Source organism: Chitinophaga skermanii (genome assembly GCF_003259335.1).
GTDB classification, from domain to species: Bacteria; Bacteroidota; Bacteroidia; order Chitinophagales; family Chitinophagaceae; genus Chitinophaga; species Chitinophaga skermanii.
On the sequence record NZ_QLLL01000004.1, the window covers coordinates 481,794 to 506,979 of the forward strand.

Consider the following 25,186-nt stretch of genomic DNA (forward strand, 5'->3'; position numbering starts at 1 on the left):
GTTACTCCAATTAGCGTTTAATACGGTTAAAAATTAGTAACTGGTTTTTAGAGATTATTTTCTCATGCTCCGCCAAACCTTCCGACACAAACACCTGCGAACTATTTTGCGCCAAAATGGTAATTTTGCGGGCTTCGATATCGCAATCGTTTTTATATACCACTACGTAGTTTTCATTATCCGAGAAAATTAATTCCGCGGTAGGTACTGCAATGGCTGTAGTGCCTTGTGCTTTGCTTACCATAATATCGGCCAACATCCCGGGCTTCAGCTTTCTATCGGCATTCTGCATCACGATCCGTGCTTTTAGTACTTTAGACGATTCGTCGAGGATTTGAGACATCACGGAGATGTTCCCGTGGAATACTTCACCCGGGTACGACACGGTGGTAATTTCTACGGGCATGCCTGTTTGGATATTCTCCAAATTGCTGGCATATACATTGGCCATCACCCATACTTCGTCGAGGTTGGCAATGGTGAACATGGGATCGTTACTATCGGCTTGTATTTGCATGCCGGTGGCAATATCTTTTTGGGTAATAATACCGGTGGCCGGGGCTTTTACTTGGAATACTTGTTTGGCGTTATTCGCACTGTATAGGTTCCGGTTACTTTGTGTTTTCGCTTTTTCGGCTTGCAGAATATCTAGTTCACTTTGCGCTTCTTGTAGTTCGCGGTTCGAGGCAATACCATCTTTAAACATGGCTTCTACGGCCTTCAGTTTTGCTGCGGCGACATTCATTTGCGATTCAATGCTTTTCAGTTCGGCATTGAGCGAGCTGTATTCCGTGCTGCTAATTTCTGCCAGTATTTGTCCTTTCGTTACTTTATCGCCTATCGCAAAGTAAGTGTTGGTAACGACCCCGCTAAAGAGGCTTTTCATGCTGATTACCTTATCGGGATTGGCTTCCACGGTGCCGGTTAAATGGATGCTTTGGGTAACAGGTTGCTTCGTAGCTGTAACAAACTCCAAGTTCTTTTTGAAAGCTGCTTCGAGGCAATAATTGTCATCGTGTTTTTCTTCTGCCACGGAATGTGTGCAAGCCGGTAATATAACCGATGAAAGTGCTATGAATGATAGGTATTTGATCATGGTATTATAGATTTATAGTTCGCCGCCGACGAGGTAATTGAGATTTTCTTTTTTAATGAGAATGTCTTTGATAGCACCGTAGTACTGTTCTTTGCTATCCCGGAACGACTCGTAATAATCGAGGAACTCTAATAAGCTAATATTCCGGGCCGCGAAATTCCTTCCAATGGCGCTTGTCATATCGTCCAACTTCTGCATATAATCGGTGTCGATTGATGTATACAATTGCATGGCTTGTTGTAGATCGGTGAAGTGTTGCACCAATGAATGTTGTAATTCGTTGGCTGTATTTTGTTGGAAGAGATTACTTTTTTGTACTTCGAACTGCGCAGCGCGGATATTGCCTTTGTTGCGGTTGAAGGCGGGGATATCTACACTAAAGCCAAGGCCTACGAAATTTCTCATGGTGCTACCGGCCCTATCGAAATTGGCAATCAAGTTCACATCGGGTACGCGGTTTGCTTTTTCTATGGCGAGTTGCGCTTCATCGATTTTCACTTGTTGCTTGGCGGCGATGAGCTTTGTGTTTTGACTCGATTGTAAGAATACTTGGGCTAAATCAATAGCCCGTATATGGTTGATCGTTTGGGTATTGAACGCATCTTCCAGGATGATAAAGGAATGTGGGTTGGCGTTCATCATCGATTTGAGCGACTTCTGTAGTGCATTTAATTCCTCCCCATGCTCATTCAGTTCTCCTTTTAATGAAATCGCCAGGCCTTTTAAGCGGAATAACTCGGCCTGCGAGGTATGCCCGTTTTTAAATTGGATTTCTTGCGCTGCAAGTAGCTTGTTAACCTCTATTAATTGGATTTGATAGCTTTTACTGATTTGTTGGAGGTATTGGATTTCAAACATCGTTTGCCTGAATTCAGCCTTTAAGGCATACAATAAATCTGTGAACGCGATTTCAGCCATCTCTTTGTTACGCGTTTCTAGGGAAATATTTTTTTGTCGTTTCCTAGCGGTAAGAATAAGTTGTTCGAATTGAAATGCAAAATTCCGATCGCGCCAGAAGTTGCCAACAACAGGTGGGATATCTTCTGTTGTGGCATTTTTATACACTTGTAGCTCATCGAGTGTAAACGTTGGATTGGGCCAAGCCTTAGCTTGCAGAATTTTTGCTTCGCCCTGCTTGATATTTAGTTTTTCGGCGAGCAAAGGAAGATTGTTGTCGAGGAATATTTTCTCTGCCGCATTGGGCGTTAGTCGTACCGTATCGACCTTATCCTGCGCAGCCAACTTGGCATGTGCGAGTAGCAAGAGAAGCCCTGTTAAGTAGGTTTTGATCATCTTTAATAAATAACATTGACGAATGTTTGCAAAGCTATTTATCGAAGATTAAAGGGTTTTGTAGCCTACATTAAATTCCGATTAAAGGCCGGCTAGGCCGACCTTTTTCGGATTATTGAAAAACAAGACTGAACGTAGTACCATGTGGCTGAACAGGTTGTATATCGATTTGAATATTGTTCAAATCGAAAATCTGCTTTGCCAAGTATAAGCCAATACCGTGGCCGGGAATATGGCTGTTTTGGGGGCTTCTGTAGAATAGTTTGAAAATGTTTTGTAACTCATCTCCAGGTATACCGATGCCTTCATCGCTGATGCTGATGCATAAATGTTCACCTTTCAAACCGAGTGTTATCTTTACCGGTTGGGCATTAGAGAATTTGATGGCATTATCAATAATGTTATTCATAGCAATAAACACGAGGTGTTTATTCGCTTGAATGGTAAGTAAACCTTCTTGCATTTCTACGCCCGGGTGGAAATGTACAATGGCTGTGCAATCGGGGTATTCTATCTTTTTCTTCTCCAATATTTCCCACATCACCTCGTCAATCCTAATCTCATTCATCAATTTGGTATTGGTTACTTCGAGATTGGAGAGGGTGATGAGGCTTTCGACGACTGATTTTAGGTGTAGACTATTTGTTTTTAGTGATTGTAGGAGTGCTTGGTATTCTTCATTACTGCGAGCGGAATGGAGGGCTACTTCAATATCGCCGAGAATGATCGCTAATGGGGTTTTAATTTCATGCGAAGCATTCCGCAAGAAATTGCGTTGAATCATAGCACTCGATTCAATGCGTTCCAGTAAATAATTGAACTCGTTCACTAATTGATCAATTTCATCATCCTTCCCCCGAAACTTCAACCGCGCATCTAAATCATTTCCTTTGATAGAATTTACTTGTTTAACGAGGTTCTTAAATGGCTTGAATGTTTTATTGGCTAAGATATTTGATAGGATAAATTGCATGGCAATCCCCAACGAGCCGAAAATTAGCAGCATATGCACCAACAACAGCGCGCGTTTTTCTCCTTCCATATCTTCCCCGGAAACAATAATAATAAAATCACCTTCATTGTCTTCGTAGAACATGCTTAGGAATTGCCGCTGGTCTTGTTTGAAAGTATATACACCTTCTTCGATTGTTTTACTTAATACTTCATTGGAGGCAATGTATGGTAAAGAATCGGCTATGTAAATAGTTTTAGAATTGGCATTGTATAACTGTACCGATTCGCCCGATATTTTCTTGAATTCTCGTTCGATGCGTTTGTGTTTAGTAGCATTCAATTCATCCTTTTCCAAGTAGAAATAGGCAGCGAGTTTGGCAATACCATGGAGTTTCTTTCGGTACGATTCTTCGATAGAATAGTGAAAGAGTAGGTAGGTACCTATCAATACAAACGAAATACAGGCGAAGAAAACCAAGGTGGAACGGTATACCAGTTTTCTTTTAAGACTCATATTGTTTCATTTTAAACATATAGCCGGTTCCTTTAATCGTATGAATAAGCGGTTGATCAAATCCTTTGTCTATCTTCTTGCGTAAAAAATTGATATACACGTCCACCGTGTTTGTATTCGTATCGAAACTTGTATTCCACACCGATTGTCCAATTTGTATGCGTGATAAGGCCTTTTCGCGGTTGCGCATTAAATAAAGCAGCAAGCGGTATTCGAGTGGCGAAAGGGCGAGGGCTTGCCCATCGCGGGTGGCATTTTGTTCATCGGTATTAATCACAACGCCACCGTATGATTGTACTTCTACAATCCCTTTGTTGAATTCCACCCGGCGTAGTTGCGCTTGTATGCGCGCGAGGAGCTCGTCGAACAGGAAGGGTTTGCTGAGATAATCATCGGCACCGGCTTGTAGTCCTTCCACCTTCTCATCGGGGCTATCGAGGGCACTGAGGATGATGATCGGGGAAATGTTTTTCCGTCGACGTAGTATTTTACATACTTCGAAACCCGACATATCGGGTAGCATAATATCAAGTATAATGATCTCGTACGGGAATGCGAGCGCTTCATCGATGCCGTTCATGCCATTCGCAACAGCATTCACTTGGAAAGCCTTTTCTTGTAATCCTTTTGAAATAAAGGAAGCCACGCGCGGATCATCTTCAATTAAAAGAATATTCGACATACTAGGTTATACAGGTTTTATATGGCTGATGGGGACGATACCGGGGTAACGGGAAACATTACTCCTGCGCGATATAGCCCCATTGTCGTTAAAAATGTAAAAGTAGTATGCGTAGATTAAAAGGGGATTAAAGGGATATTAGAAGACGGTTGGAAATATGCAAATGTATTACCAAACATGATAAAGCGTTGGCATATTACAGTGATAGTAATTTCTTCTTTTGTAGGTTGAATTCATTTTGGGTGATGGTGCTGTTATTCTATCACAAACCCTGGAAAAGAAAAACAAGCTTTCCTTAAAGAAGGATGGCCAGTTTTTAAAGATACTTCACGCAAGTGCGTGGTTTTTATGCGCTCACAAACAGTGCTATTTCCTGTAGATTTTAATCGTCAGCATACAAATGGACATATGATCATAGCAACACTAGGAGCTGCCAGTAAATACCAGATGGACGCAGCAGCTAATGGTTTTATGGGTCCAGTATATGTTACAAGATTGAAAATGTTTAAAGGTTCAGTTACAAGTTCAAATACACCTCAAACACCAAAAGCAACAGGAGCTAGTAAGCCGAGTGGTGCCATGACTAGCACAGCAAAGGCTGTACAGCCGCCAGAGATTGTGCCCGTTACAGATCAAGTTATCCCGTTAAGAGATGAGAAGCCTCAAGTCGGGCCTGGGTTTTTTACATAGGTTGTAAAAGTTATTGATGGGAAAATGACACATTATGGTAATCCTGTAACAGGGCAGTTTAATTATATTGTAACTTTGAAAAATGAAATTAGAATTAGTGTTGGACATGCCCACTTAGGAGATCATGCTCCTGTACAAGCAGCTGGAAGTATCAGTTTGAAGAAGGGGTAGTCGTTTATAAAGATAATGATATTGGACATTATAAAACGACAGTTGAGGAAGGCTGGGGGAATGATAAAGTATTTACTTTTCTAAAAGTTGATCTAAGAAAGGCATGGACTAGATTCTTTAGTGAAGATGGTAAAAAAGTCCTTGTAAATCAAGCGTCCCCAAGCTGAATTGATCCTACTAAATAAACCTAAATGTTTTACATCATGACAAAAAATAGTGAACAGGATATAAAAGAGTTTATTAAAGATCTTTCATTCAATGCAATGCAAAAGTCTTTATATTTTCCTGTCGATCGAGCATTTTTAATGCCTTATCTTTCAGAGATAATGTCTTACGATAACCTGGATTTTATTAGATTCAATTTGGAATTGAGTGTAAGTTTGTATACAAAGAAGTTATTCCTCTGTTTACCTGAAATTTGGAAAAGTATTTCTTTAGATGATATATTTAATATTGCTGAGAAATTAGTAGACGCAGAATCGTTTAATTTGTTAATTATGTTTACTTATAAATATCTTGAAATTGACATTTTAGAAGAACTGTTTTCATTATTATATAAAAGTAAACCGATCTCTATGGTAAACGAGGTGCTGTCATATGTAAGTCATCAATACCATGTTTTTGTGAAATCCGAGCCTGAGATTGAAGAGTATTATTTAGATAGTGATTGGGGAGTTGATTTAGATAAGTTCCTATATATAAAGCAAGTTTTATTGTTAGATAAAAGAGTTAAACCTGCACTTTTAGAAGAAATGTATCTTGCTAGTTATTTCAATCAATTGCTGGATAAAGTAGTAGAAAGAGGAATGAGTAAATAGTAAGTAGTAAGTGATTTTAGTGATCGTAATTTATTTTCAATTTGTAATTCACAACCCCACCTTGCCATCACTACAAGGTGGGGTTTTCTTTTCCAATTACTCAAAATACTACTACCAATACCCAATTAGTATCCGTATTTTCAACAGGCATCCAACACAATCCCTTACCCAGTTACTTATGAAATACAACGTTATCATAGCGCTCAACTTGCTAATTATACTTATTATCAGTTGTCAACAAGCACCTATTAAGCAACCGGCAGTTTCTATAAGCACTGTCAAAGAAGCACCCACCATCTGTGACATCTTACTCGATAGCATCCTCACCAAGCCATTAACCCATGCTCAAGCGAACGCAACATTACAAGCGAACTTTATCTTAGAAGAAACCAACCTAGAATACGAAGATGTCAACTGGCGTGCCATCGAACTAAAATCCAAAACCGATAAAAGAACCATCGCATTGCTAGAAGCTAATTGGCAAGATACCACGAAGGTGTCGAGAATTACTATCTACGATGCTAGCATCGATTGTAAAGGTATACATGCCGATAACTTGTTCAGGGAAATACGGCCATTTATAGATAGTATAAATTTGAATAACGATCCGGATGGTATACTGTCCTTTACTCATGCAAAGGATAAACCTATACAGGTTGTATATGAGTTGGCTGAAAATTCACCGATTTACCTGGGTATTGAGTCGTTGAACGATGTGCCGGCTACTTTGCCAGTTACAAGTATTGTATTAATGCATATGAGATAGTAGAGGGATGGGGCGTTCGTACGAATTACTTCTTAGGAAGTCAAGAGAGTCTACGCAGACTTTGGTTGATAAATGGTGATGTTAGTAGGTCGTAATAAAACAAGCTCAATCGCTTATTTTATTCAATCTGTTCAATCATTTCATTACCCTAAATAATAGGAGTATATAGAAATGAGGATAGTGATAACTATGCATATGATTATAATGGTAATCTAACGAATGATAGGCAAGAGAATATTGCTAAAATAGACTGGAATGCAATCTGGAAAATTTCTCAAATATTTAAGACTGATGGAACAAAGATTACCTGTAATTATGATCATGATGGAAATAGAATAACAAAACAGGTCACAAATGCCCCTATTCCTGGGCAAAATATCAACATATTATATACTTGACCCGCAAGGTGTGCCTTTAGCTATTTACACTTCGCCATCTAATAATAATACACTTACATGGGAGGAACAGTATGTATATAGTGTTTCAAGGCTTAGTACATCGAAGATCGATTAACAGTTGTCCAGCAGCTTCAATATAGATCAATTGTCCAATAAGAAAAATCTAAGATTATTTGAGCTTAATAACAGCTAGAGAATGTAATGGTGACTATAACGGATAAGAAAGTACCTAAATTTTTATCTGATAATGTAACAATTGACTATTTTGAGCCCAATGTTTATCTTGCCCAAGATTATTATCCGTTTGGTATGGCCATGCCTGGACGTTCATTTAAAGTGAAGGATTACCGTTATGGTTTTAATGGTAAAGAGAATGATAATGATGTTAAAGGGGGCGGAAATCAGCAGGATTATGGAATGAGGATTTATGATCCAAGATTGGGCAGATTTTTAAATGTAGACCCATTACGAAAAAATTATCCAATGTTGTCATCTTATCAATTTGCCAGCAATACACCTATTCAAGCGATTGATTTAGATGGGGCGGAAGCATTTTTTATTCATGGAACAACGTCTGATTCTGGTAGATGGACAGAAAATGATAAAGCTAAACAAGGTGTAAGGAATATTTTAAAGCTTACTTATAATAATTATTACAATGTTGGATTCAATTGGAAGGATCCTGTACATAATGATTATGGGATACGTGGAGAAGCTGCAAAACAATTGGCGAGTTTATTACACTTATTGGACATAGTTATGGTGGTAATGTTGCTATTTGGGCATCTAAAATCATTTATCAAGGTACTGGCATAAAGGTAAATATCATTACTCTAGGCACTCCTGCGTATAACACAAAGGGAGGATTGGAAAATCCTGAAACAAATAAGAAATACATAAATGATCACATTGCTATTTGGAATTCTGTAGATGGGGTTTCTGGAGGTTTAGCTGGAGATGACTTTTATACAAATTCATCGATTACAACAAATGTTAGGTTAAACATTAGTAAGTATTTCAACAAAAATGAGAAATTGGATGCACATTCATTTGATGTCAAAGCACCCAATGCAATTCTTGACGCAATCAAGAGTGGTGAATTAAAACCATTGAAACTTCAAGAGAAATCCAAAAATGATGTTATGAATTAAGTCGATAATTTGAAATCTAATAAACCAATAGAAAAAAATGAAAAAAGTCTTTAATGTAGAGAAATCTATCAAGTATTATTATATTGTAATGAGTGTAATTCTAAGTTTAATCATACTTTTATTCATATTTGGGCTTATTACATTTGGGCAAGGGATTGGAGATTTGTTTTACATTGCATTAGTTATTATTTTGTACATATTTTTCGCAATTGCAAAGAATATAATTTTAAGGAAAACGCAATCTTTAATATTTAGATATGTATTTTTGATTTTGATGGTTTTATCTACCATTTATTTTTTATTAAGAGTATCTATTCTTAGAGGAGTTGAATATCCTTGGAATGGTCATATTTTGTATGAAAACAAAGTTGAATAGAAGAATACAATCGTTAAATTTTGAACTAAAGCGAATCTATTAATTATGAAGATTTGCTTTAGTTTTCAATAAATGATTCCTAATAATCGTGATGTTTAAAGTAAAGTAGTAGCCCACAGGGTTAAAGCCAAAAGTCGTATCGCTGGACCTTCTGTAAGTATTTTCCCAACAGCAACTCTTCATGATACCAATGGTTCGGGTATAAATTTAGGTTTCTCATTTGGAGGAGCTGTTGTATCTGCAGGTGGCGACATTAATATGTCTATTTTGACTGACGAGAAAGATCCAAACAAAATAACAGGAGTAAAGTGGGGCGCAAGTGCAGATTTACCTATTCCTGGTATTTCTCCTGGTATTGGTGTTGATTTACATCTTGAATACGCAACATCAGAATATCAATGGATAGGTAATTCTATTGATGCTCTTAAAGATGTTTTAAACAAATCTGTACCAATATCACCCGAGCAAGTTAATGAATTTATAAAACAAGCAACAGTTTTAAGAGCAGATCTAATGCAAATGAGAGATGAAATGAAGAAAAAAGAGAATGCTGCATTGTTAACCGAAAAAGAGGTTACATCAAAAACACCACCTCAGGCAGCAAAACCTGCAACCAAGCCTGAAAGTCCTAAGGTTCCAAATGGTAAACAACCCGCGGAGGCAAAACCTAAAGTTAATAACACCAGAAAACAGTCTCAAGAACTTTTACCTAGATTTTCAACTTTATAATATATATATCTATGGACGTAAAATATTTTCCATCTGCAGTTTGGAAATTAAGCTCTCGTTTAAGTGTGGATAAAATTACCCAAGTAGTTGAAGCTTCAACAGAAAAGAAAACTTGGAAGTTTTCTTTGAAGAGTGCATTTGCGCCGGATGCATTTACGAGTAAAATAACGCAGAGTGGTTTCGAACTGGCTCCAGGGAAGTATGGTATGAGTTATACTAAGAGCTCATTATTGCCTCCTGCAAAAGTTAAGTTGTCTATTGAAGGTAACTTTACAGTATTAAACTGTGAAGTTACCTTCAATGGAAGAGCTTTTTCCATTATTGGAGTATTTTATGGTGTTTTAATGGTTATATCTTTTTTAGGATTTAGTAATCAAAAATGGCCATTAGGAATATTTCCTATTTTAATTGGGTTGATTCATTATACAGCAACAATCATAAATTTTAACAGGCTATTATTTAGATATGATAAGTTTATGAAAGAACTTCTGATTCATAACGCTTAAATATGGTTTCGGCAATAATAAAATATTTCTTAACTCTATTAAATATCTTTTCCCCACCTTGCCATCACTACAAGGTGGGGTTTTCATTTCCAGGTATTCAAAATACTACTACCAATCCCCCAATTAATATCCGTATTTTCAACAGGCATCCAACACAATCCCTTACCCAGTTACTTATGAAATACAACGTTATCATAGCGCTCAACTTGCTAATTATACTTACTATCAGTTGTCAACAAGCACCTACTAAGCAACCGGTAGTTTCTATAAGCACTACCAAAGAGGCTCCCACCATCTGTGATATCTTACTCGATAGCATCCTCACCAAGCCATTAACTCATGCTCAAGCGAACGCAACATTACAAGCGAACTTTATCTTAGAAGAAACCAATCTCGAATACGAAAATGTCAACTGGCGTGCTATCGAACTAAAATCCAAAACCGATAAAAGAACCATCGCATTGCTAGAAGCTAATTGGCAAGATACCACGAACGTGTCGAGAATTACTATCTACGATGCTAGCATCGATTGTAAAGGTATACATGCCGATAACTTGTTCAGGGAAATACGGCCATTTATAGATAGTATAAATTTGAATAACGATCCGGATGGTATATTGTCCTTTACTCATGCAAAGGATAAACGTATACAGGTTGTATATGAATTGGCTGAAAATTCACCAATTTACTTGGGTATTGGGTCGTTAAAAGATGTGCCGGATGATTTACCCGTTACAAGTATTGTATTCATGCATATGATAGAATTGTAAGGGAATTAATTACAAATATTTTAGCTATAGTAGTTTAACAACGGTTGTTATACACTTAGCATTTATATAAAACGCACAAAGTTTCGAAGGAAGAAAAAGTGAAAGAGCAGAACACATTAAAAGTGGTGAAGTAGTTCTTAAAGCAGCTAGATATATGTGTATAATGACGTTCGATTTTTTACAAAATTATAAGGCGATATCCTAAGTATTAGAGTGCTCCAGTAGCATTTTATCTGCTAGCATAATTGCCTCATTTACTAGCGTCATTAACACAAAGAAAAGCAAAATTCATGCTTTTATGTTTAAGTACTATAAAAGCGAAACAATTGATAAAAGTATTGAAGAAGCATATCAAAACTTTTTACAAAAGTATATGAAGAAGGATAAGGACGGAAATTGGGTAAGAATAGAAGATAAGTGGACTAAAGACAAAAAGGGAAACTTCACGGCAAATAAACCGAAAAAAGGAGGCTAAAGAATGAAAAGGATATCTACAAAAGTCTTAACAGGCCTATTGTTAAGTGTAATTATTCATGTAATAGGGTGTAAGGATATTTATAAAGCAGGAAACCTTGTTGCTTTAGAGTACCCGGTAGAAACTCAATTGCGATCTAAAATTATTCGAGAGTATTTGGATACTTTAATATTAAAGAGAGGATATATGGTACCACCAAAATGGGAGAGTTTCACTAAGTTGGTAGACCTAGATAGTGTTTATAATAAACGGATTTATTTTAGGCAAGAACCAGAAGAAATGTATCTTTTATCATTTGGTGGGGCATTCGTATTAACAGATGTATTTAATCCAAACATTAGGAAATATGGTTACGTATCTGATCCTAAGCTCATGCCTGCTGAAGAAGAGCAACGTGTAATGGAAAGATTACAACATGAGATATTGGATACTATAGTGGCAATGGCAAAACGAAATAATGTGCCGGACTCTGTTCTTTATAAAGAACCAATTTAAAATAAGCTATTCAATAAATATTAAACAATACAACCCAGGCAAAGCACTGGGTTGTATTGTTTAATAAGATTTACATAAATTATAATTGACTAACTACAAAGGTAGATAAGTAGTAGTTAGTATAAAAGACTGTTTGAATTTACAAGAATATACCTAGTAGGTACATAACTAGCATCATTGGACTTTCTTATTAATTAATATAAATCCCACCCTCAGGGTGTTCAGGATAGTAACAATCAGCTATTAGAATGGCGTAAATAAATTAAGGTAGGTTAAACGGAAACGCTTTCATGTAGGCTTTATAGCTGCTTAATAGGATTCCTAATCAGCCTACATTTCCACATGCTTGATCTATTCACGGTGGCAAATATAGTAAAAGTCACCAAATAGTGACCACAAGACAAATAAAATATTAATTTTGTGCCTACATCGCATTTACGTATGGAAAACAAAACGGCTAAAACACGGGAACGAAATAAGGATAAAAGCAAACAGGAATTCTTAGATGCTGTAGGCAAAATCCTAACTACAAAAGGTTACACCTCCCTCAAAGTGAACGACATTGCCAATGCCGCGGGCCTCGATAAAAAACTTATTTATAAATATTTTGGTGGCACCGATCAACTGCTCGACGAATATATTCACGCCCAAAACTTCTGGAATAACGTAGAAGAAGAACCGCTGATCGCTGAAGACACCGATGGCGGTAAAACAGCTGCCAAGCAGATATTGTCGAACCAGTTCGATTTTGTAGGCAATAACATCGAGTACCAGAAAATACTCATCTGGCAACTGGCGGAAGAACGCGCCTCGCACAGGAAAGTAATCGATGAACAAGAGGAGAAGGGCGAAGTATTATTTACCCATATGGCCGACCGCTATTTTGGCGATAAAGCAGCCGATTTCAGGGCAATGATGGCACTCTTAGTATCGGGTGTATACTATTTAAACATCTACGCGGAAACAAATGGTAGCGTGTTTTGTGGGATCGATATTAAATCCCCAGGAGGCCGGGAGAAAATTAAGGAGGCCTTGAATTTCTTTGTAGATAAGGCGTATGAAGATTTGAAGTAAGCCCCGAAATCATAAAAAAACCTTACAATATTTTGTAAGGTTATTCATGCATTACATGTTCAATAACTTTTTCTTCTGCGTATCATATTCTTCTTGCGTTATAGCGCCACTATCTAATAAATCCTTTAACTTTTTTAATTCATCTGCTACGGATATTTCAGCTGTGGAAGTCGGTTTCTTTGGCGCAAACTGGCTAGGTGGAATCAATTCCCCTCCATCTACCGCGTTATCAATTTCAATCCAATAATTGACCAATTCACCTACACCAATTTTTGCAACAACCGTATAGCCCAATTTCTTAGTACCATAAGCAATCAACGATTTTATTTTCACCGTTTTTCCTGCTAAGGATGTGGAACCATGCCGTTTTTCGGAATAATTATCACCAGAGGTTTGTGTACCCCAACCAACAGGACTTTGATAGATAAATGCAAATGTTTTATTCGGATTAGTGCCTCTACCTATTTTAATTTCATCGCCTGGCTTAACTGTCCATCCATGTGGTGTAGTGTAAGCAGCATCTATCATATTCTGGGCCTTCGTGGCATTGGTGCCGGGCGGAATAACTGTTGGCGCATCTTGTGCTTGCGCTTGAAAGATTACACAGAGGAAGCATAACGAAATCAAGGTTTTTTTCATATTGGGTTATTTATCATGAAGGAATATGGTTACATGTTCAATAGCAATCCCCACTTCGCCCAAAGGCAAAGCGGGGTGCTGTATGTCCCATTCTAGTTATTTCTCTTTCTCATATTGTGATTTCACTTTCTCATCGGCTGCTTTCACTTTTGTGCCGCCTTCTTCATCACTCACCGAAATCATATTTACCTCGCTCAAATTCACAGAACGTTTTAAACGTACAGCGTATATATCGCTATTGGTTACCGATGGATGCATGATGTTGGTGTTAGGAATTTCTGCTTTAATACCACCTATCATGTAGCCAATGATGGTGCCGTTTGGATCGTTGGGAATACGACTGTAATCTAATATACCACGACTATCGCCCCTGTATATATACTGGTCTAATGGAATAAACTTCGCTTCCGCCCCCAAGAAGGTGGGCATACAATTTTGCGGGAAGGTGACCAATTCGAACATGCGGCCATTACGGGCTTTAAGAATGGTAGTAATATTCCGTACAAAAGGTACTTGGAAGTCGATTTGGAGCGTATCGTTGGGATTATCGTAATTCTTGTAGGCGTACAAGCTAATGCCACCAATAAGGTTCACCGACATAGCTCCCGAATTAGGATCGTATATCGACACGCGGGCGCAATCGTACTGATTGGTTTTCTGTTTGAACGACTGGTTGATGGATGCTTTCACCGAACCGTTAGTAGCCTGTGTAATGTATACAGGATTCAAGAACGGCAAGTTAGTAACCGGCGTAAACACACCCCCGAATACACCAATAGCCGGTGTGCCATTATCAATAATAGGCTGCACACATAAATCGCGGCGGTGGAATTGATCGCCACCATTGATTGAGCGTACCACGCTTGCTGTTGGATTGGTACCTACACCGCCATTACTAAGGTTTAATTGCACGATGGAATTCGTATACTTTTGTCCCGCGGCATTTAATTGGTAAGGGCCTGTATAACGTTGCCCCATTACGAGAAAATAACTACTACCAATATTCGTTAACTCGCCACCTGTTACCATAAAGTTGGAGCTGCTGGCTTGGCCCATGTAACGTTGTAGGTTTAATGTATCGTAACGCTTAATCGCAGCAATCATTTCTTGCAAGTAAATCACCACTAGCGACGAGTACGTAACATAACTACCGGAACTATTCTGCCCGTAACCACCACACAAATACAATGCATTACCCGACTGGCAAGCCTGCATGTTGGTACTGCTTAACTGGTCCATATACGCCGAAGGCAAAGTGGCCGTATACTTGCGCATGGTGCTCATGTCTAGCACGTAAAACTGCTTGTTGTTATACTTCACAGGAAATTGGAAGCCCGGGTTTTCAGGGTCGGTACCATGAAACCCGTTCGTTCTTCCACCTACCAACAATAAATCGTTGCCTATTTTACCAACACAAAACGATTGTAAAGGAATACCCGGTTGGGTACTCGTTTTCTCCACGCTTAATAAATACAAAGGCAAGCCATCCAATGGTGAACCGGGCTGTTGCGCATGCACGAAGAAGGGTGAAAAGCAAAGGATCGTAGTAATAAAATGTAAGATTTTATTTTTCATAAGAAATTAATAAAGAGTTGAGGAATGAAAAGATGCTTATACTTTCGGTGGCACGAGGAATTGCTTACACCATGCTTGAATTAAAGCACGGCGAGTAGCCGATAAATCCCTAGTACGTGGCATGTATTGAGAAGAGCCCCAATACTCGGCACTAACACGCGAGTTCACATAAGCCGCTGCACCTTCCCATGCTTGTTGAACAAAAGGCAAATGTTTACTCATAGCAGGGTACAGCAAATTGTAATTCCTTAGCACGTTATTATATAGGAAATCCCAGCTGATATTACCACTGTTAATCACCGCCGAGAAATCATCTTGGGGCAACACGCGCATGTTAATGTAAAAAGCAGCGGTTAAATTAATCTCCCAATAAGCAGGAACAGGATCAGTAGAATTAACCATGAACAACATTAACTTAGAACCAGGTGTAGCAATATTGAATACCACTTGGTAGCCATCACTAATGTTGAGCGTTTTATAGTTGCCTGTTTGCTGGTTAAAGTTTGGCGTAGAAGAATACTCTACTTGTTTCACCTGTAACAAACCTGTAAATGGAGAACCATGTGAGTATACACGCAATTTACATGGCTCTAATTGCTGCCCGCTACTCCGGTAATTAGTGCTGGTTGCATTCTGTTCCGCATAAACAATCGCTTGATCGGAACCTATCATATACTGGGTTTCTGTAGCCAGCACCGTTAAGGCCCCATTTATACGGGTATATACGGCTAAGGCCCCAGCTTCTATGAGTGAATAGAACATGGTGAAATCCTTATAACTAATATCAATCATGCCGCCGCTGTTGATATAGCTATTGGTATCAAGCGGAATTTCGCCTATGTCTTGATAATTGTTACCTCCTCTCGGAAAACCTACATATACCGGCCCAAATACCCAGTTGGGCGTTGAGTTATTGTTTTTGTTATAGTTCTGCGGGAATGAATTAGAGATATCGAGCGAGATAATTTTAGCGCTTGTATCGAGGTTCATGGTAATAGGTGCGATCATAAGCTTTGTGCCTGGAATGGCATTCGTAGCAGGCATCAATCGCCCCATCGTTAAAGAAGCCAGCTCGCCTTTTTGCCAAATGCCAATGGACCCGGAAACTATAGCCACGCCGGGATTCAAAGGGTTGCTTGATTTATACATAGCTGCAATCGCATCTGCGAAGGCTTGTGTTGTAGGATAATTGATAGCACTATGTTGTTTAGGAATACAACGGTACATAGAATAGCGAACAACAAAGCCTGCCGCATTTTTCAACACAGCACTATTGGCATTTAAACCTAATGCCGATAGAATTGCAGCATATGCCGGGTCACTAAAATTCGCCACTGGAATACCATGTTGAAAAGTAGCACTAGCCATAGCAGAGGTTGGCTGCGGTACTGCAGGTGGCATCAACTGGGGGTTTCTGCCGAAATTGATGTACCGGGTAACAGCCTTGGTGGGTTGCGCGGAGAAATAGGTAGTCCCATTCTTCCGTAAAGCCATTACATCTGCAAAGATTTGGGATGCCGGTACGTCTTCAGGATTGGAGTCGCAAATTAAAGCCGTGGTATAGCCACCTTCATCAGAAGTAAACGACAAAGATGCGCCAACCAAGGGATTGGATGTAGTGGTTTGACCGAATGCCATTGTCACACTTTGTACCGTTACCGTATCGAAGGAAACGGCCATGTCGCCAAAGTAATTCCATTCACCGGGTACTTGGGTAGCGGCAGAGCCATCGTCGTTTTGGCAGGGTTGGGGTGTTTGCGCCCAGTTCATGAATTGCTGGTCGGTCATACCATACGTAACGGCTTGCACATTCACCGAATCCGACAATCGGAAGGGATTACTATTGAAGGGTTGACCGGGTGGTAATTTCTCCCCGGGGTGTTGGGGATTATCTTGTGCCCCGGCAGAGTAATCGTCGTTGTTGGCGGTGCCAACGTTGATAGTAGCTTCTCCTGTGAAATTGATTCGAGGATAACCAAATAAACTCATACAAATTTGATTAAAGTTGATAATTGAGGATACTAAAGGGAAGCCTACATCTATAAGCTACCCGGTCTCTACAATGCAGAGATAAAAATGTAACTGGGTGATGTTTATAGCTTACGTAATTACTGCGCCCATCTCAAGACGTGGTGATGTTGGGGTATTGAGATGGAATGGAAAACAAACGTTGTTAACGAACAGCACCAAATGTAAATAAATATTAGATTGAACGAGTGATGAATGGGGTAACATGTAATTGTTTTTCAATTGCTTATCCAAGTCTGTTCACGCATAATATATGTACGTAATGGAAGATAATAAGGAAGCATACTAACCTAACCGCGGGAGTAAAGAAGTTATGGCTCATTAAGTAAAATACCTTCTATTGGGTAGTAAGTAACAGGGTGTAAGAGAAGAGTCGATAACAGCACAAATAGAAGACAAGTGAATGCCGGGGATAAATCGATGATAATACGCTTCTATTAGCATAAAGGCACATGAATTTACAGGGAAACCACATGGAATCTACTTAGAAACTACATGGAAGCTAGCTACTCGTTATGATGTCGTATAAGGCAAGTTATAGGAAAACAGTAAGTATACTACATTCCTAAGACGCAATACGCCCTAATAAGGCTAAGGGCGTATTACTTTATGGAATTACTATTTTGGTTCCGGTGTATATATGAGCAGCATTTGGATTGAATCGACCCCTAGGGTACCACTAAATGTGAAATTGCGGCTGCTCTCTATGGGTATTAAGCTTCCTTGTAAAGGAGCGGGTAATGGTGAAGGGTAACGCCACTTCGTTTTAATATCATGTGATTTTGGGTTGAATTGGAAATTGCCTATAAACCGCCTGTCGTAATGATTGAATTCCATAACAAAGTCGTCGCCCATATCCATATAAATGGTAGTAAGTACACTATCGTAGGGCGAGTTGGCTTGTTGGGGTATGCCATTTACTCTTAATGCTGTTACTTGGTACTTACTCCACATATTGGGATGCTTCCCCGGGAATTGGTAATTCATCAGCAAAAATAGGGGTATTACAACCACTATACTACTAGCAACCCAGTGTACAGGTTTGCCAATAGGTAAGGTAAACAAAGTGGGTGCGGTTACAAAGAAGAAGGTTCTTAATTGTGGGAAGTATTGTGAGAGCAGGTAAATTACGCAAGTCATTAATAATGCAGCTTGCAGCAATACCCAAATATGCAAATGGTAAAAGTAATCGATGAAGATAATATTAAGCAAAATGGGTATCAACATAATCAACCCCAACAACCGCGTTCTTTTTAGAAGTAACATCAATGCACAAGTGATCTGCGCTATACCAATTGTTACCGTAAACGGGTACGATCGCCTAAAGTAGGCCCATGTAAGTGTTTCTCCATCCAGCTTGTTGAAAGGGTGATCTAAAAAGCCCAGGGGTACTACCATTTGTAACCCGGCTATTTTTTGGCAACCGAAAGAATATATATCATACGCTACAATAAAAACCAGTAGGGTTTGCAATAAGGATAAAGTACTTGCTTTACGGATGTTAATCAGCGTATACACGAGTGGAACAAACATGAATACAAGGCAAATGCCCCAATTTACAGGCGCCGGGGAAATTGTAATATACCGCGCCAATACCCGGTAGCAAGCAAACGCGCCCATAACCCCGGTAAGCGTTGCTGCCAATAAAATTTTTCCTTTCATAAGTGATGTCATAACATTGATTTTTCACAATACTATGCAGGGTAGAAGGTTTTACTGTTCACTTGGAGCCATGTGTACAACAAGTTGTCGATACGCTGTGGGCGTACTACCTGTTGCTTTTTTAAAGGTATTATTAAAGGCCGTTTTAGAATTGAAACCTGCTTCGAAACCGATTGATAAAATATTGATATGCTGATGATCGGCCGATCGTAATAATCGTTTCGCTTCTTCTACGCGGTAATGATTGATGAATTGGTAGAAGTTTTGTCCTACAACTTGGTTCAGTAAATAGGATAATTCATGTACCGTGATATCCATCTTTTGTGCGAGTTCTAACGCGGTAATGGATGGTATTGTGAAGAGCTTGTCAACTATCATGCATTGTAATAGTTTTTCTTTCAATGGCAATTCATCTACGGTTTGGATGCGTGGGGTAGGTGCTTGAACTGTTGGTTGTATATTATGGACAAGTGCGAATGGTACATCTTTGTAAATAGGTGCTTGTTGTAATGCAAAATACCCCGTTGTGTAAGTAGCTAGTAAATACACGAGGTATACGGAAGGGTGGTGAAGGATCGGAAAGAAGGATGTAGTGATTTGCGTGATCATCATGATGCCAATGCCCCACAATACATGTTGTAACCACTTTAAGCTATGTTTAGCGGTATTGGAGGAAAAGGATGGTATTTGTTTTTGATGCTGTTGTAATTGAATCATCCCCGCAACCCAATACGCCACCATTTGCAACTTAATAGCCAACCAAACAAATAGTCCTGCGCCCCGGGGTAAATAATCACTTCCTCCCATCAATACAAATAAAAACAACAAAGCTGGCACAAAATGGAATAGCATGCGCCAACCAGGTTGATAGCGTATTTGTACGAAGTGTTGAATAGAAAAATACAAAGCAGGTGCCATTACAAACCGTGTAGCCTCACTCCATGGAATCAGCCATGTAAAAGATTTTACCGATGGATTGTTTTCAAGTATACAGCCCAACATCGCACATCCTACCAATAAAAAGAAAATGGCCAGCCAACGGTTGGCGAGCACATTCGTTCCCTTCACCCGCACGTAAAGCATACACGCTAACAAGAAAATAGCACCACAACAAAACTCAAATAGTAACAATGTTTTTTATACTACAAGATGCAAGATGCCAAAGATTCCATACTACATTATTTTATTTAGATGTAAGAAAATAGCTATGCATTCTTTCAAAACTTTTATATCTTCGCCGCCGAATTAATTAACCTATACTAAACTATATGTATCATTGTAACAGGTGGCTAGTGGCCTTGCTACTAACTATTCCCTATTTTGCGCATGCACAAGCGCCGACCGATTCAACCACGAAACCTGCCAAAAAAGTTTACAACACGAATAAACTGGAGCTCGTTACAAATCTCGAGAGGTATAATAAAACGGAAGGCTATTATCCTTCGTTTGGTAATTTCTTAACGTTCAGGCAATATGTTCGCGTGAACAACAAGCGCTTGGTAGAAATAGATAAGCAAGGAGATGTTTTACGCGCTTATTTTTCTCGCTGCGCGGCTGCAAGGGCTGAAGTAGCACAAATGGCTGTTCAACGAAGAAGGGGTAAGGCACAAATGTGGTCGCTATTCGGCGCAGGTATGGCTATTACGGCTACAAGTTTAATCGCCGGTAAAACCGATGGCGCAAAAGCAACAGGCGCATATATTGGTTTCGGAACGGCCTTAACGGGAAGTATCCTTGGTTTCGTTCATAGTAGTAAATCGCAAAAGCATTTAAAGAATGCTATTGATGTTTACAATCTACAATGTTATAACCCGCCTGCTTGGGATACCGTTCGTAAAGCAAAAGGCCCCGACTCGTCTTCGCTCAATCAGAAATTTGATCGTAGAATTGATTATGCCGATGGCGACCCGGTATATTATTCAGTGCTTAGAAATGAACCCCAAAATGCTGGCTTGTACGGTGTAATTCTTTCACCTATCGTGGCAGATATCAATAGCTTAAACGTGAATGTGCGTGCAGGTATTACTGCTTTCTATACTTATAAAAGTTTATTCCAAATAAATGCCACCTATAACTATGCCTATCTCGATATGGCCAAAGTAGCAGGTGATATTGAGGCGCCCAATGCTAGCAGTTCTAGTATTTCTAAAGGCATTCCTTCTGTAACCAATAACGCGGTAGGGATAGATGTACTCACCAAAACATCCTTGTTTAGCTGGCAACAAGAAAAGAAATACCATATGCAATTAGGTTGGGGACGTTTCAAAAACCTCGGCTTTGCCACTGTATACGGTAAATTCCGTGGTAAAATAAGCACGGCTATAACGGGCCGTGTAGGTTACAGCTACGAACAAAAAATGATCAAAGGTTCCAGCACCGGTGACGTGCAATTTAACAATACAACTCCACCATTGGCATACCACGGTAAATACAAAACCACCATTTTTACACCGCAAGATTTAGGGAACGCAGTGGGTTCTATGAAAACTAACACGCTTGTAGTGGGTTTAGCATACTCGAAATTCCGGGATTTAAAGGTGCAATTAGCCGACTATCGCTATAAAGGTAAACGCGAAGTACGTTCACAAACCGACATTTATATCGACGCATTAATTGGCCAGAAAATTGACATACAAGATATCGTATACTACCACTACTTAGGCGATCAACGCGCCAGCTATAATACTAATTATTTCCCACAACGTTTGGATGTATCATCAACACCTGTTAGTAAAATAGGCTACCGTGTAGGTGCCTCCGCCCTCAATATGTGGACGCCGAATTTCGGTCTCCGTACACATTTCGAAGTAGGTAAACGCCCTGGTCCCGCTATTAAAAACGGTTCTCAAAGTGTATACCTGCAAATGGGATTTGGTTTCATCTTCGGAGGTAAAAGTTAATTCAATTACAAGATCATTCAGTTATGAGAAATATATTTATTGTTTTAATAGGTGCCATTATCATGGCAAGTTGTGTGAAAGATAATAGCTGTCCAACTGGTGTGCAGCTGGTTGTTAAGAAGAATACAGTGGCTATGGGCGATTCACTCCACTTACGTGTTGAAGGTGCACCTAGTGATATTTATAGCTACTATTGGCACGGACCGAACAATTTCGTGTCGAATGACGCTGAGCCAATTGTTCCAAATGTACGGGCATCCAGTGCAGGATATTATTATGTAACCATTGCAACAAATACCGGGTGTAATTTTTCTGCAAAGTCGGATAGTGTAATAGTAGGTGCTATTGAACCTGCTTGTAATGTAGATATCAACACGGCAGGACCCCAAGCTGGTCCAACCTTGTATGATTTGTACATGCAACTATCCCCCGGCTTCAACCAAGTAGTGGTAGAACATTACAGTCGGTTGAAAATATTCTTCTTTAACCGTACAACAATCGAGGAAGGTGTATATAATTTGAATGCCAATGTTTGGGGCGATCCCAAAGAAGCGGAATTGATCATTTTCTTACCGCAAGGTTATACTTCGTATGAAGGTAAGATATTGGTATACCGCGATGCGCAACGGGTGATGCATATTGCAGGTTGCGATGTGAAAGTGCGAGATTATACCGATAAAACGCATATCGTTTCTTTTGATGTAACGATTAGGAGATAATAAAAAAAGCTGGATCACCTCCAGCTTTTTTATGCATATTTTTTGATGACGCTCGTGGAATTGACGGGTTGTAAATAAAATACTTTTATCTTGCCGTTTTGAATTGTTACGCCCATATCGGAAAACACATGAATAAAGCCATAGAAACCATCGTTAGCGAGATTGTAGCCGGGATTAAAGAGCTAATAGTAAGATTGGAACTCAAACGCAACCCGCCAGAAATTATCAAGCGTTCACCTTTACAAGTGGGCATTTTTTCCTTTACACGCTTCGAATATGCGCATGGTAAGTTGAAGCTGTTCTCGACCGACTTAGATTTTGGTGGACCAGATTTAATCATACCTGTGCGTGATGAACAATTATCCTTTACTGAAGAAGAATGGCGGGCTTTGGATGCATTGTGGTTGAAAGCCATGGAGGAGATGATTGTTGTGTTTGATGAGAACGCGGTATTGGATTTTAACTATACAGCAATTGGTACCATTGGTGCCGGTTCGCAAAAGCGTACCACTACTTTATTTGAACACACCAGCGTACCCAAACAAGCCAAACTGCAAAATATTGTTGAACAATACATCGCTAGTAAGGTGGTGGATGGCGAATATCCAACGAAGGAATTGGATACCTTTTTCCTATCGCGTCACCTGCTGAATCCTGCTTTATACGGCAAAATTCTGCCTACCGAAATAATGTTCATCTATGAACGCATCTTGGCTTTAAACAAAGAGAACCCAACAGCGCAACAAGAGCATCGCCGTACTTTCATCCAGGCTTTGCGGAATTGGGTGGAAGAAACATTCTTGCCACTCTACTTCAATATCCAAAAAGAGGAATTCAGCAATACTATATATACCTTACAACCCCATCATCCTTTGCCCGATCCAGCATTGCTGGAATTAGTATTATTTACTGCTGGAAAGGTAATTCGTCATGAAGCAAATTACATGCGTTCAACAGGTATCGAGTTCATAAAACTAGCCGGGCAATTGGGCAGCAAAACCGCGCCTATTATGTTGCAATCGGGGAGTGGTAAATTTGAGGCTATCGTTACCAAAGATGTAAAATGTACAGCAAATGATACTTTTGGTACGATACAAATACACATTTTGCAAGAGAAAATGGAGGCCTACCAAACGGCGTTACAATATATAATTGGGTTGTTGGAAAATGGATTCCCCCGTAGCTACAGCATACAATTAAAGGCAAAGAGCAAGCATGTTTTACCCATTAAAAAGCTAGGTAAAACGCCTACTCACCAGTTCTTTGCAAATGCTTTGCAATATCCCGAATTGCATCCTTTGCTAGCGAAGTATGCTACTACGGCTATGCTAGAATATGAATGGTATGATGATGCCGCAGACGAATATTGTGCTATGCCCGGCACATACGCTGTTTTTGGATTAGCCCTCGCTTCACCTGCTTATTTCGATTTGGTGAAGCAATACATGGAACAAGTCGATGAAGAACATCAATCTGTACAAAATCATTTCACCATTGCTTGGGCAGAACAATACGGCGTTACACCTACAACCATTCCTACATTAGTAAACTGTATGATGGCTTGCCAAGAGATGCGACCGCCTAAACTGTTTGCGCAATTCGAAACAACCGAGAATATAACAGCCTTACAGCAACTAATCACCGGTATGGAAGATTACGAACAAGCACATATTGTTTCGATGATTTGGGGTGATGTTGCTAAGCTGAAACAAAAGGCCAAGAAAAAAGATGCAGCCCCGGCTTTATTGGGGTTAGTGAGTGTACTGAAAGATTGAGGTTTGAAAGTTATTTTATTAGAAGGTCGCTTCATGGCGACTTTCTATATCAACATGAAGCATGCGCATAGTACTATTTTAACTTAGCATATTTTTTATGCTATAGATTGCCTAAATTTATTATTGTTTTTACACCCAAACCACATCGCATGGAAAAACTATTCATATGGTTTAACCGCACCCAGCTTCCAACCGGTTACCCAGCAAAAGACGATACCATCCTTAAGCTGTCATTCGATCCGAAGAAACCCAAGTTAATGCCCGGTCAACCATGGAAGCAATTCAATATCCATACTATGCCATTTCCCCCGGAAGAGATGTATCAATTCCCCAGTAGCATGTACCTCGTAGTGACCCGTAAATTAAAAGATCCCATTAAATTCGATTACTACGATTATGCACAAGGTGTGAAGCTGGTATCGGCAGGGTTCTTAACTTTTATACAAGAAGCCGGTTTAACGGAAGAACACTACGAAATAGCAACCTTACACATCATCAATGAAGCCGGAGAAGCGCTAACAAACGATACATATTATGCACTTCGATTTGGACAATTCAATGATGCATCGTTCGACTTCCCCGTTGATACTAAGAAACGCGCCGCCGGTTTGCAAGGCCATTTCTTGTATCCTGGTTTGCAACTCAATAATCCCACCTCGCAGCAAGTATTTGCACTCCAAAATTTCTGTTACCTCAATACACTTATATTCACTGCCCAAGCTGCGCGAAAAGCTTTGCAACAATTCCACTACCCAGCACTGTATCCCGCAGAGGAATTCCCATTCGTATTTAACAACCAGCATAATTGGAGTATCTTGCCTTTCGAGAACGATCTACTCCTAAAAGCATAATCACATACTACCTTATCCAATCGCCCACACGGATAGTAACAATAAAAGCGCCCTGTTGCCAAGGCGCTTACAAATCAAG

Annotated in this window: 25 protein-coding genes; 16 read left to right on the top strand and 9 right to left on the bottom strand. The window is 39.5% G+C overall.

What is annotated here, in order from left to right; translation table 11 throughout:
- Window positions 1-10: 10 nt before the first annotated feature.
- The 4 genes from LX64_RS12625 to LX64_RS12640 form a co-directional block, all read right to left on the bottom strand.
- The gene (locus LX64_RS12625) at window positions 11-1,096 is read right to left on the bottom strand and encodes an efflux RND transporter periplasmic adaptor subunit (protein WP_111598008.1); all 1,086 of its coding nucleotides are present in this window, start codon (window positions 1,094-1,096) and stop codon (window positions 11-13) included.
- A gap of 12 nt (window positions 1,097-1,108) precedes the next feature.
- The gene (locus tag LX64_RS12630) at window positions 1,109-2,389 is read right to left on the bottom strand and encodes a TolC family protein (RefSeq protein ID WP_111598009.1); all 1,281 of its coding nucleotides are present in this window, start codon (window positions 2,387-2,389) and stop codon (window positions 1,109-1,111) included.
- A 112-nt stretch (window positions 2,390-2,501) separates the two neighbouring features.
- On the bottom strand, window positions 2,502-3,857 hold the full coding sequence (locus LX64_RS12635; RefSeq protein WP_111598010.1) for a HAMP domain-containing sensor histidine kinase: 1,356 nt from the start codon (window positions 3,855-3,857) through the stop codon (window positions 2,502-2,504).
- Window positions 3,847-4,539 carry a response regulator transcription factor gene (locus tag LX64_RS12640; RefSeq protein WP_111598011.1) on the bottom strand — a complete coding sequence of 231 codons (693 nt, stop codon included), beginning with the start codon at window positions 4,537-4,539 and terminating at the stop codon, window positions 3,847-3,849. The genes LX64_RS12635 and LX64_RS12640 overlap by 11 nt, the downstream gene beginning before the upstream one ends.
- Before the next feature lie 348 nt (window positions 4,540-4,887).
- Between LX64_RS12640 and LX64_RS12645 the strand changes: the two genes are divergently transcribed.
- The 12 genes from LX64_RS12645 to LX64_RS12695 all read left to right on the top strand — a co-directional run bounded on the left by LX64_RS12645 (window position 4,888) and on the right by LX64_RS12695 (window position 12,958).
- A complete protein-coding gene (locus LX64_RS12645) occupies window positions 4,888-5,229 on the top strand; it encodes a hypothetical protein (RefSeq protein ID WP_111598012.1) in 342 nt (113 codons plus the stop codon).
- A gap of 374 nt (window positions 5,230-5,603) precedes the next feature.
- The gene (locus tag LX64_RS12650; RefSeq protein ID WP_111598013.1) at window positions 5,604-6,218 is read left to right on the top strand and encodes a hypothetical protein; all 615 of its coding nucleotides are present in this window, start codon (window positions 5,604-5,606) and stop codon (window positions 6,216-6,218) included.
- Window positions 6,219-6,396: 178 nt separating this feature from the next.
- A complete protein-coding gene (locus tag LX64_RS12655; protein WP_148707300.1) occupies window positions 6,397-6,984 on the top strand; it encodes a hypothetical protein in 588 nt (195 codons plus the stop codon).
- Window positions 6,985-7,583: 599 nt separating this feature from the next.
- Complete coding sequence (locus LX64_RS12660; RefSeq protein ID WP_111598015.1) at window positions 7,584-8,198, top strand: RHS repeat domain-containing protein; 615 nt, start codon at window positions 7,584-7,586, stop codon at window positions 8,196-8,198.
- A 50-nt stretch (window positions 8,199-8,248) separates the two neighbouring features.
- Window positions 8,249-8,533 carry a hypothetical protein gene (locus LX64_RS12665; RefSeq protein WP_111598016.1) on the top strand — a complete coding sequence of 95 codons (285 nt, stop codon included), beginning with the start codon at window positions 8,249-8,251 and terminating at the stop codon, window positions 8,531-8,533.
- 37 nt (window positions 8,534-8,570) lie between these two features.
- Window positions 8,571-8,909 (top strand): hypothetical protein, encoded by a 339-nt coding sequence (locus LX64_RS12670; protein ID WP_111598017.1) that lies wholly within the window; start codon window positions 8,571-8,573, stop codon window positions 8,907-8,909.
- 267 nt (window positions 8,910-9,176) lie between these two features.
- Window positions 9,177-9,638 carry a hypothetical protein gene (locus LX64_RS12675; protein ID WP_148707301.1) on the top strand — a complete coding sequence of 154 codons (462 nt, stop codon included), beginning with the start codon at window positions 9,177-9,179 and terminating at the stop codon, window positions 9,636-9,638.
- Between the two features lie 11 nt (window positions 9,639-9,649).
- A complete protein-coding gene (locus LX64_RS12680; RefSeq protein WP_111598019.1) occupies window positions 9,650-10,144 on the top strand; it encodes a hypothetical protein in 495 nt (164 codons plus the stop codon).
- Window positions 10,145-10,320: 176 nt separating this feature from the next.
- Complete coding sequence (locus LX64_RS12685; RefSeq protein ID WP_148707302.1) at window positions 10,321-10,914, top strand: hypothetical protein; 594 nt, start codon at window positions 10,321-10,323, stop codon at window positions 10,912-10,914.
- Between the two features lie 298 nt (window positions 10,915-11,212).
- Window positions 11,213-11,389: a hypothetical protein gene (locus LX64_RS26035; protein ID WP_158538608.1), complete on the top strand. Its 177-nt coding sequence runs from the start codon at window positions 11,213-11,215 to the stop codon at window positions 11,387-11,389.
- A gap of 3 nt (window positions 11,390-11,392) precedes the next feature.
- Entirely contained in the window at window positions 11,393-11,884 is a 492-nt protein-coding gene (locus tag LX64_RS12690) for a hypothetical protein (protein ID WP_111598021.1), read from the top strand.
- A 441-nt stretch (window positions 11,885-12,325) separates the two neighbouring features.
- Entirely contained in the window at window positions 12,326-12,958 is a 633-nt protein-coding gene (locus tag LX64_RS12695) for a TetR/AcrR family transcriptional regulator (protein ID WP_111598022.1), read from the top strand.
- 51 nt (window positions 12,959-13,009) lie between these two features.
- Here the strand turns inward: LX64_RS12695 and LX64_RS12700 are convergent, their stop codons facing one another.
- The 5 genes from LX64_RS12700 to LX64_RS12720 form a co-directional block, all read right to left on the bottom strand.
- Window positions 13,010-13,597 (bottom strand): SHOCT domain-containing protein, encoded by a 588-nt coding sequence (locus LX64_RS12700; RefSeq protein ID WP_211324801.1) that lies wholly within the window; start codon window positions 13,595-13,597, stop codon window positions 13,010-13,012.
- 96 nt (window positions 13,598-13,693) lie between these two features.
- Entirely contained in the window at window positions 13,694-15,172 is a 1,479-nt protein-coding gene (locus tag LX64_RS12705; RefSeq protein ID WP_111598023.1) for a hypothetical protein, read from the bottom strand.
- Window positions 15,173-15,208: 36 nt separating this feature from the next.
- Entirely contained in the window at window positions 15,209-17,161 is a 1,953-nt protein-coding gene (locus tag LX64_RS12710) for a hypothetical protein (RefSeq protein ID WP_111598024.1), read from the bottom strand.
- A 657-nt stretch (window positions 17,162-17,818) separates the two neighbouring features.
- The gene (locus LX64_RS12715; RefSeq protein WP_148707303.1) at window positions 17,819-18,874 is read right to left on the bottom strand and encodes a hypothetical protein; all 1,056 of its coding nucleotides are present in this window, start codon (window positions 18,872-18,874) and stop codon (window positions 17,819-17,821) included.
- Between the two features lie 39 nt (window positions 18,875-18,913).
- Entirely contained in the window at window positions 18,914-19,945 is a 1,032-nt protein-coding gene (locus LX64_RS12720) for a helix-turn-helix domain-containing protein (RefSeq protein ID WP_111598026.1), read from the bottom strand.
- Window positions 19,946-20,130: 185 nt separating this feature from the next.
- Between LX64_RS12720 and LX64_RS12725 the strand changes: the two genes are divergently transcribed.
- The 4 genes from LX64_RS12725 to LX64_RS12740 all read left to right on the top strand — a co-directional run bounded on the left by LX64_RS12725 (window position 20,131) and on the right by LX64_RS12740 (window position 25,107).
- Window positions 20,131-21,762 carry a hypothetical protein gene (locus LX64_RS12725; protein ID WP_148707304.1) on the top strand — a complete coding sequence of 544 codons (1,632 nt, stop codon included), beginning with the start codon at window positions 20,131-20,133 and terminating at the stop codon, window positions 21,760-21,762.
- A gap of 23 nt (window positions 21,763-21,785) precedes the next feature.
- The gene (locus LX64_RS12730; RefSeq protein WP_148707305.1) at window positions 21,786-22,481 is read left to right on the top strand and encodes a hypothetical protein; all 696 of its coding nucleotides are present in this window, start codon (window positions 21,786-21,788) and stop codon (window positions 22,479-22,481) included.
- A gap of 128 nt (window positions 22,482-22,609) precedes the next feature.
- On the top strand, window positions 22,610-24,256 hold the full coding sequence (locus tag LX64_RS12735; RefSeq protein ID WP_111598029.1) for a DUF6138 family protein: 1,647 nt from the start codon (window positions 22,610-22,612) through the stop codon (window positions 24,254-24,256).
- Window positions 24,257-24,405: 149 nt separating this feature from the next.
- Window positions 24,406-25,107, top strand: a complete 702-nt coding sequence (locus tag LX64_RS12740) for an Imm43 family immunity protein (protein ID WP_111598030.1) — start codon at window positions 24,406-24,408, stop codon at window positions 25,105-25,107.
- Window positions 25,108-25,186: the final 79 nt, after the last annotated feature.

What these genes read in the sequence shown, in the direction of transcription:
- LX64_RS12695 (WP_111598022.1), top strand. Translation starts at nt 12,326, where the DNA reads ATGGAAAACAAAACGGCTAAAACACGGGAACGAAATAAGGATAAAAGC.
- LX64_RS12685 (WP_148707302.1), top strand. Translation starts at nt 10,321, where the DNA reads ATGAAATACAACGTTATCATAGCGCTCAACTTGCTAATTATACTTACT.
- LX64_RS12680 (WP_111598019.1), top strand. Translation starts at nt 9,650, where the DNA reads ATGGACGTAAAATATTTTCCATCTGCAGTTTGGAAATTAAGCTCTCGT.
- LX64_RS12645 (WP_111598012.1), top strand. Translation starts at nt 4,888, where the DNA reads ATGCGCTCACAAACAGTGCTATTTCCTGTAGATTTTAATCGTCAGCAT.
- LX64_RS12655 (WP_148707300.1), top strand. Translation starts at nt 6,397, where the DNA reads ATGAAATACAACGTTATCATAGCGCTCAACTTGCTAATTATACTTATT.
- LX64_RS12725 (WP_148707304.1), top strand. Translation starts at nt 20,131, where the DNA reads ATGTATCATTGTAACAGGTGGCTAGTGGCCTTGCTACTAACTATTCCC.
- LX64_RS12715 (WP_148707303.1), bottom strand. Translation starts at nt 18,874, where the DNA reads ATGACATCACTTATGAAAGGAAAAATTTTATTGGCAGCAACGCTTACC.
- LX64_RS12635 (WP_111598010.1), bottom strand. Translation starts at nt 3,857, where the DNA reads ATGAGTCTTAAAAGAAAACTGGTATACCGTTCCACCTTGGTTTTCTTC.
- LX64_RS12690 (WP_111598021.1), top strand. Translation starts at nt 11,393, where the DNA reads ATGAAAAGGATATCTACAAAAGTCTTAACAGGCCTATTGTTAAGTGTA.
- LX64_RS12730 (WP_148707305.1), top strand. Translation starts at nt 21,786, where the DNA reads ATGAGAAATATATTTATTGTTTTAATAGGTGCCATTATCATGGCAAGT.
- LX64_RS26035 (WP_158538608.1), top strand. Translation starts at nt 11,213, where the DNA reads ATGTTTAAGTACTATAAAAGCGAAACAATTGATAAAAGTATTGAAGAA.
- LX64_RS12710 (WP_111598024.1), bottom strand. Translation starts at nt 17,161, where the DNA reads ATGAGTTTATTTGGTTATCCTCGAATCAATTTCACAGGAGAAGCTACT.
- LX64_RS12705 (WP_111598023.1), bottom strand. Translation starts at nt 15,172, where the DNA reads ATGAAAAATAAAATCTTACATTTTATTACTACGATCCTTTGCTTTTCA.
- LX64_RS12720 (WP_111598026.1), bottom strand. Translation starts at nt 19,945, where the DNA reads ATGCTTTACGTGCGGGTGAAGGGAACGAATGTGCTCGCCAACCGTTGG.
- LX64_RS12625 (WP_111598008.1), bottom strand. Translation starts at nt 1,096, where the DNA reads ATGATCAAATACCTATCATTCATAGCACTTTCATCGGTTATATTACCG.
- LX64_RS12735 (WP_111598029.1), top strand. Translation starts at nt 22,610, where the DNA reads ATGAATAAAGCCATAGAAACCATCGTTAGCGAGATTGTAGCCGGGATT.
- LX64_RS12700 (WP_211324801.1), bottom strand. Translation starts at nt 13,597, where the DNA reads ATGAAAAAAACCTTGATTTCGTTATGCTTCCTCTGTGTAATCTTTCAA.
- LX64_RS12630 (WP_111598009.1), bottom strand. Translation starts at nt 2,389, where the DNA reads ATGATCAAAACCTACTTAACAGGGCTTCTCTTGCTACTCGCACATGCC.
- LX64_RS12670 (WP_111598017.1), top strand. Translation starts at nt 8,571, where the DNA reads ATGAAAAAAGTCTTTAATGTAGAGAAATCTATCAAGTATTATTATATT.
- LX64_RS12640 (WP_111598011.1), bottom strand. Translation starts at nt 4,539, where the DNA reads ATGTCGAATATTCTTTTAATTGAAGATGATCCGCGCGTGGCTTCCTTT.
- LX64_RS12660 (WP_111598015.1), top strand. Translation starts at nt 7,584, where the DNA reads ATGGTGACTATAACGGATAAGAAAGTACCTAAATTTTTATCTGATAAT.
- LX64_RS12740 (WP_111598030.1), top strand. Translation starts at nt 24,406, where the DNA reads ATGGAAAAACTATTCATATGGTTTAACCGCACCCAGCTTCCAACCGGT.
- LX64_RS12650 (WP_111598013.1), top strand. Translation starts at nt 5,604, where the DNA reads ATGACAAAAAATAGTGAACAGGATATAAAAGAGTTTATTAAAGATCTT.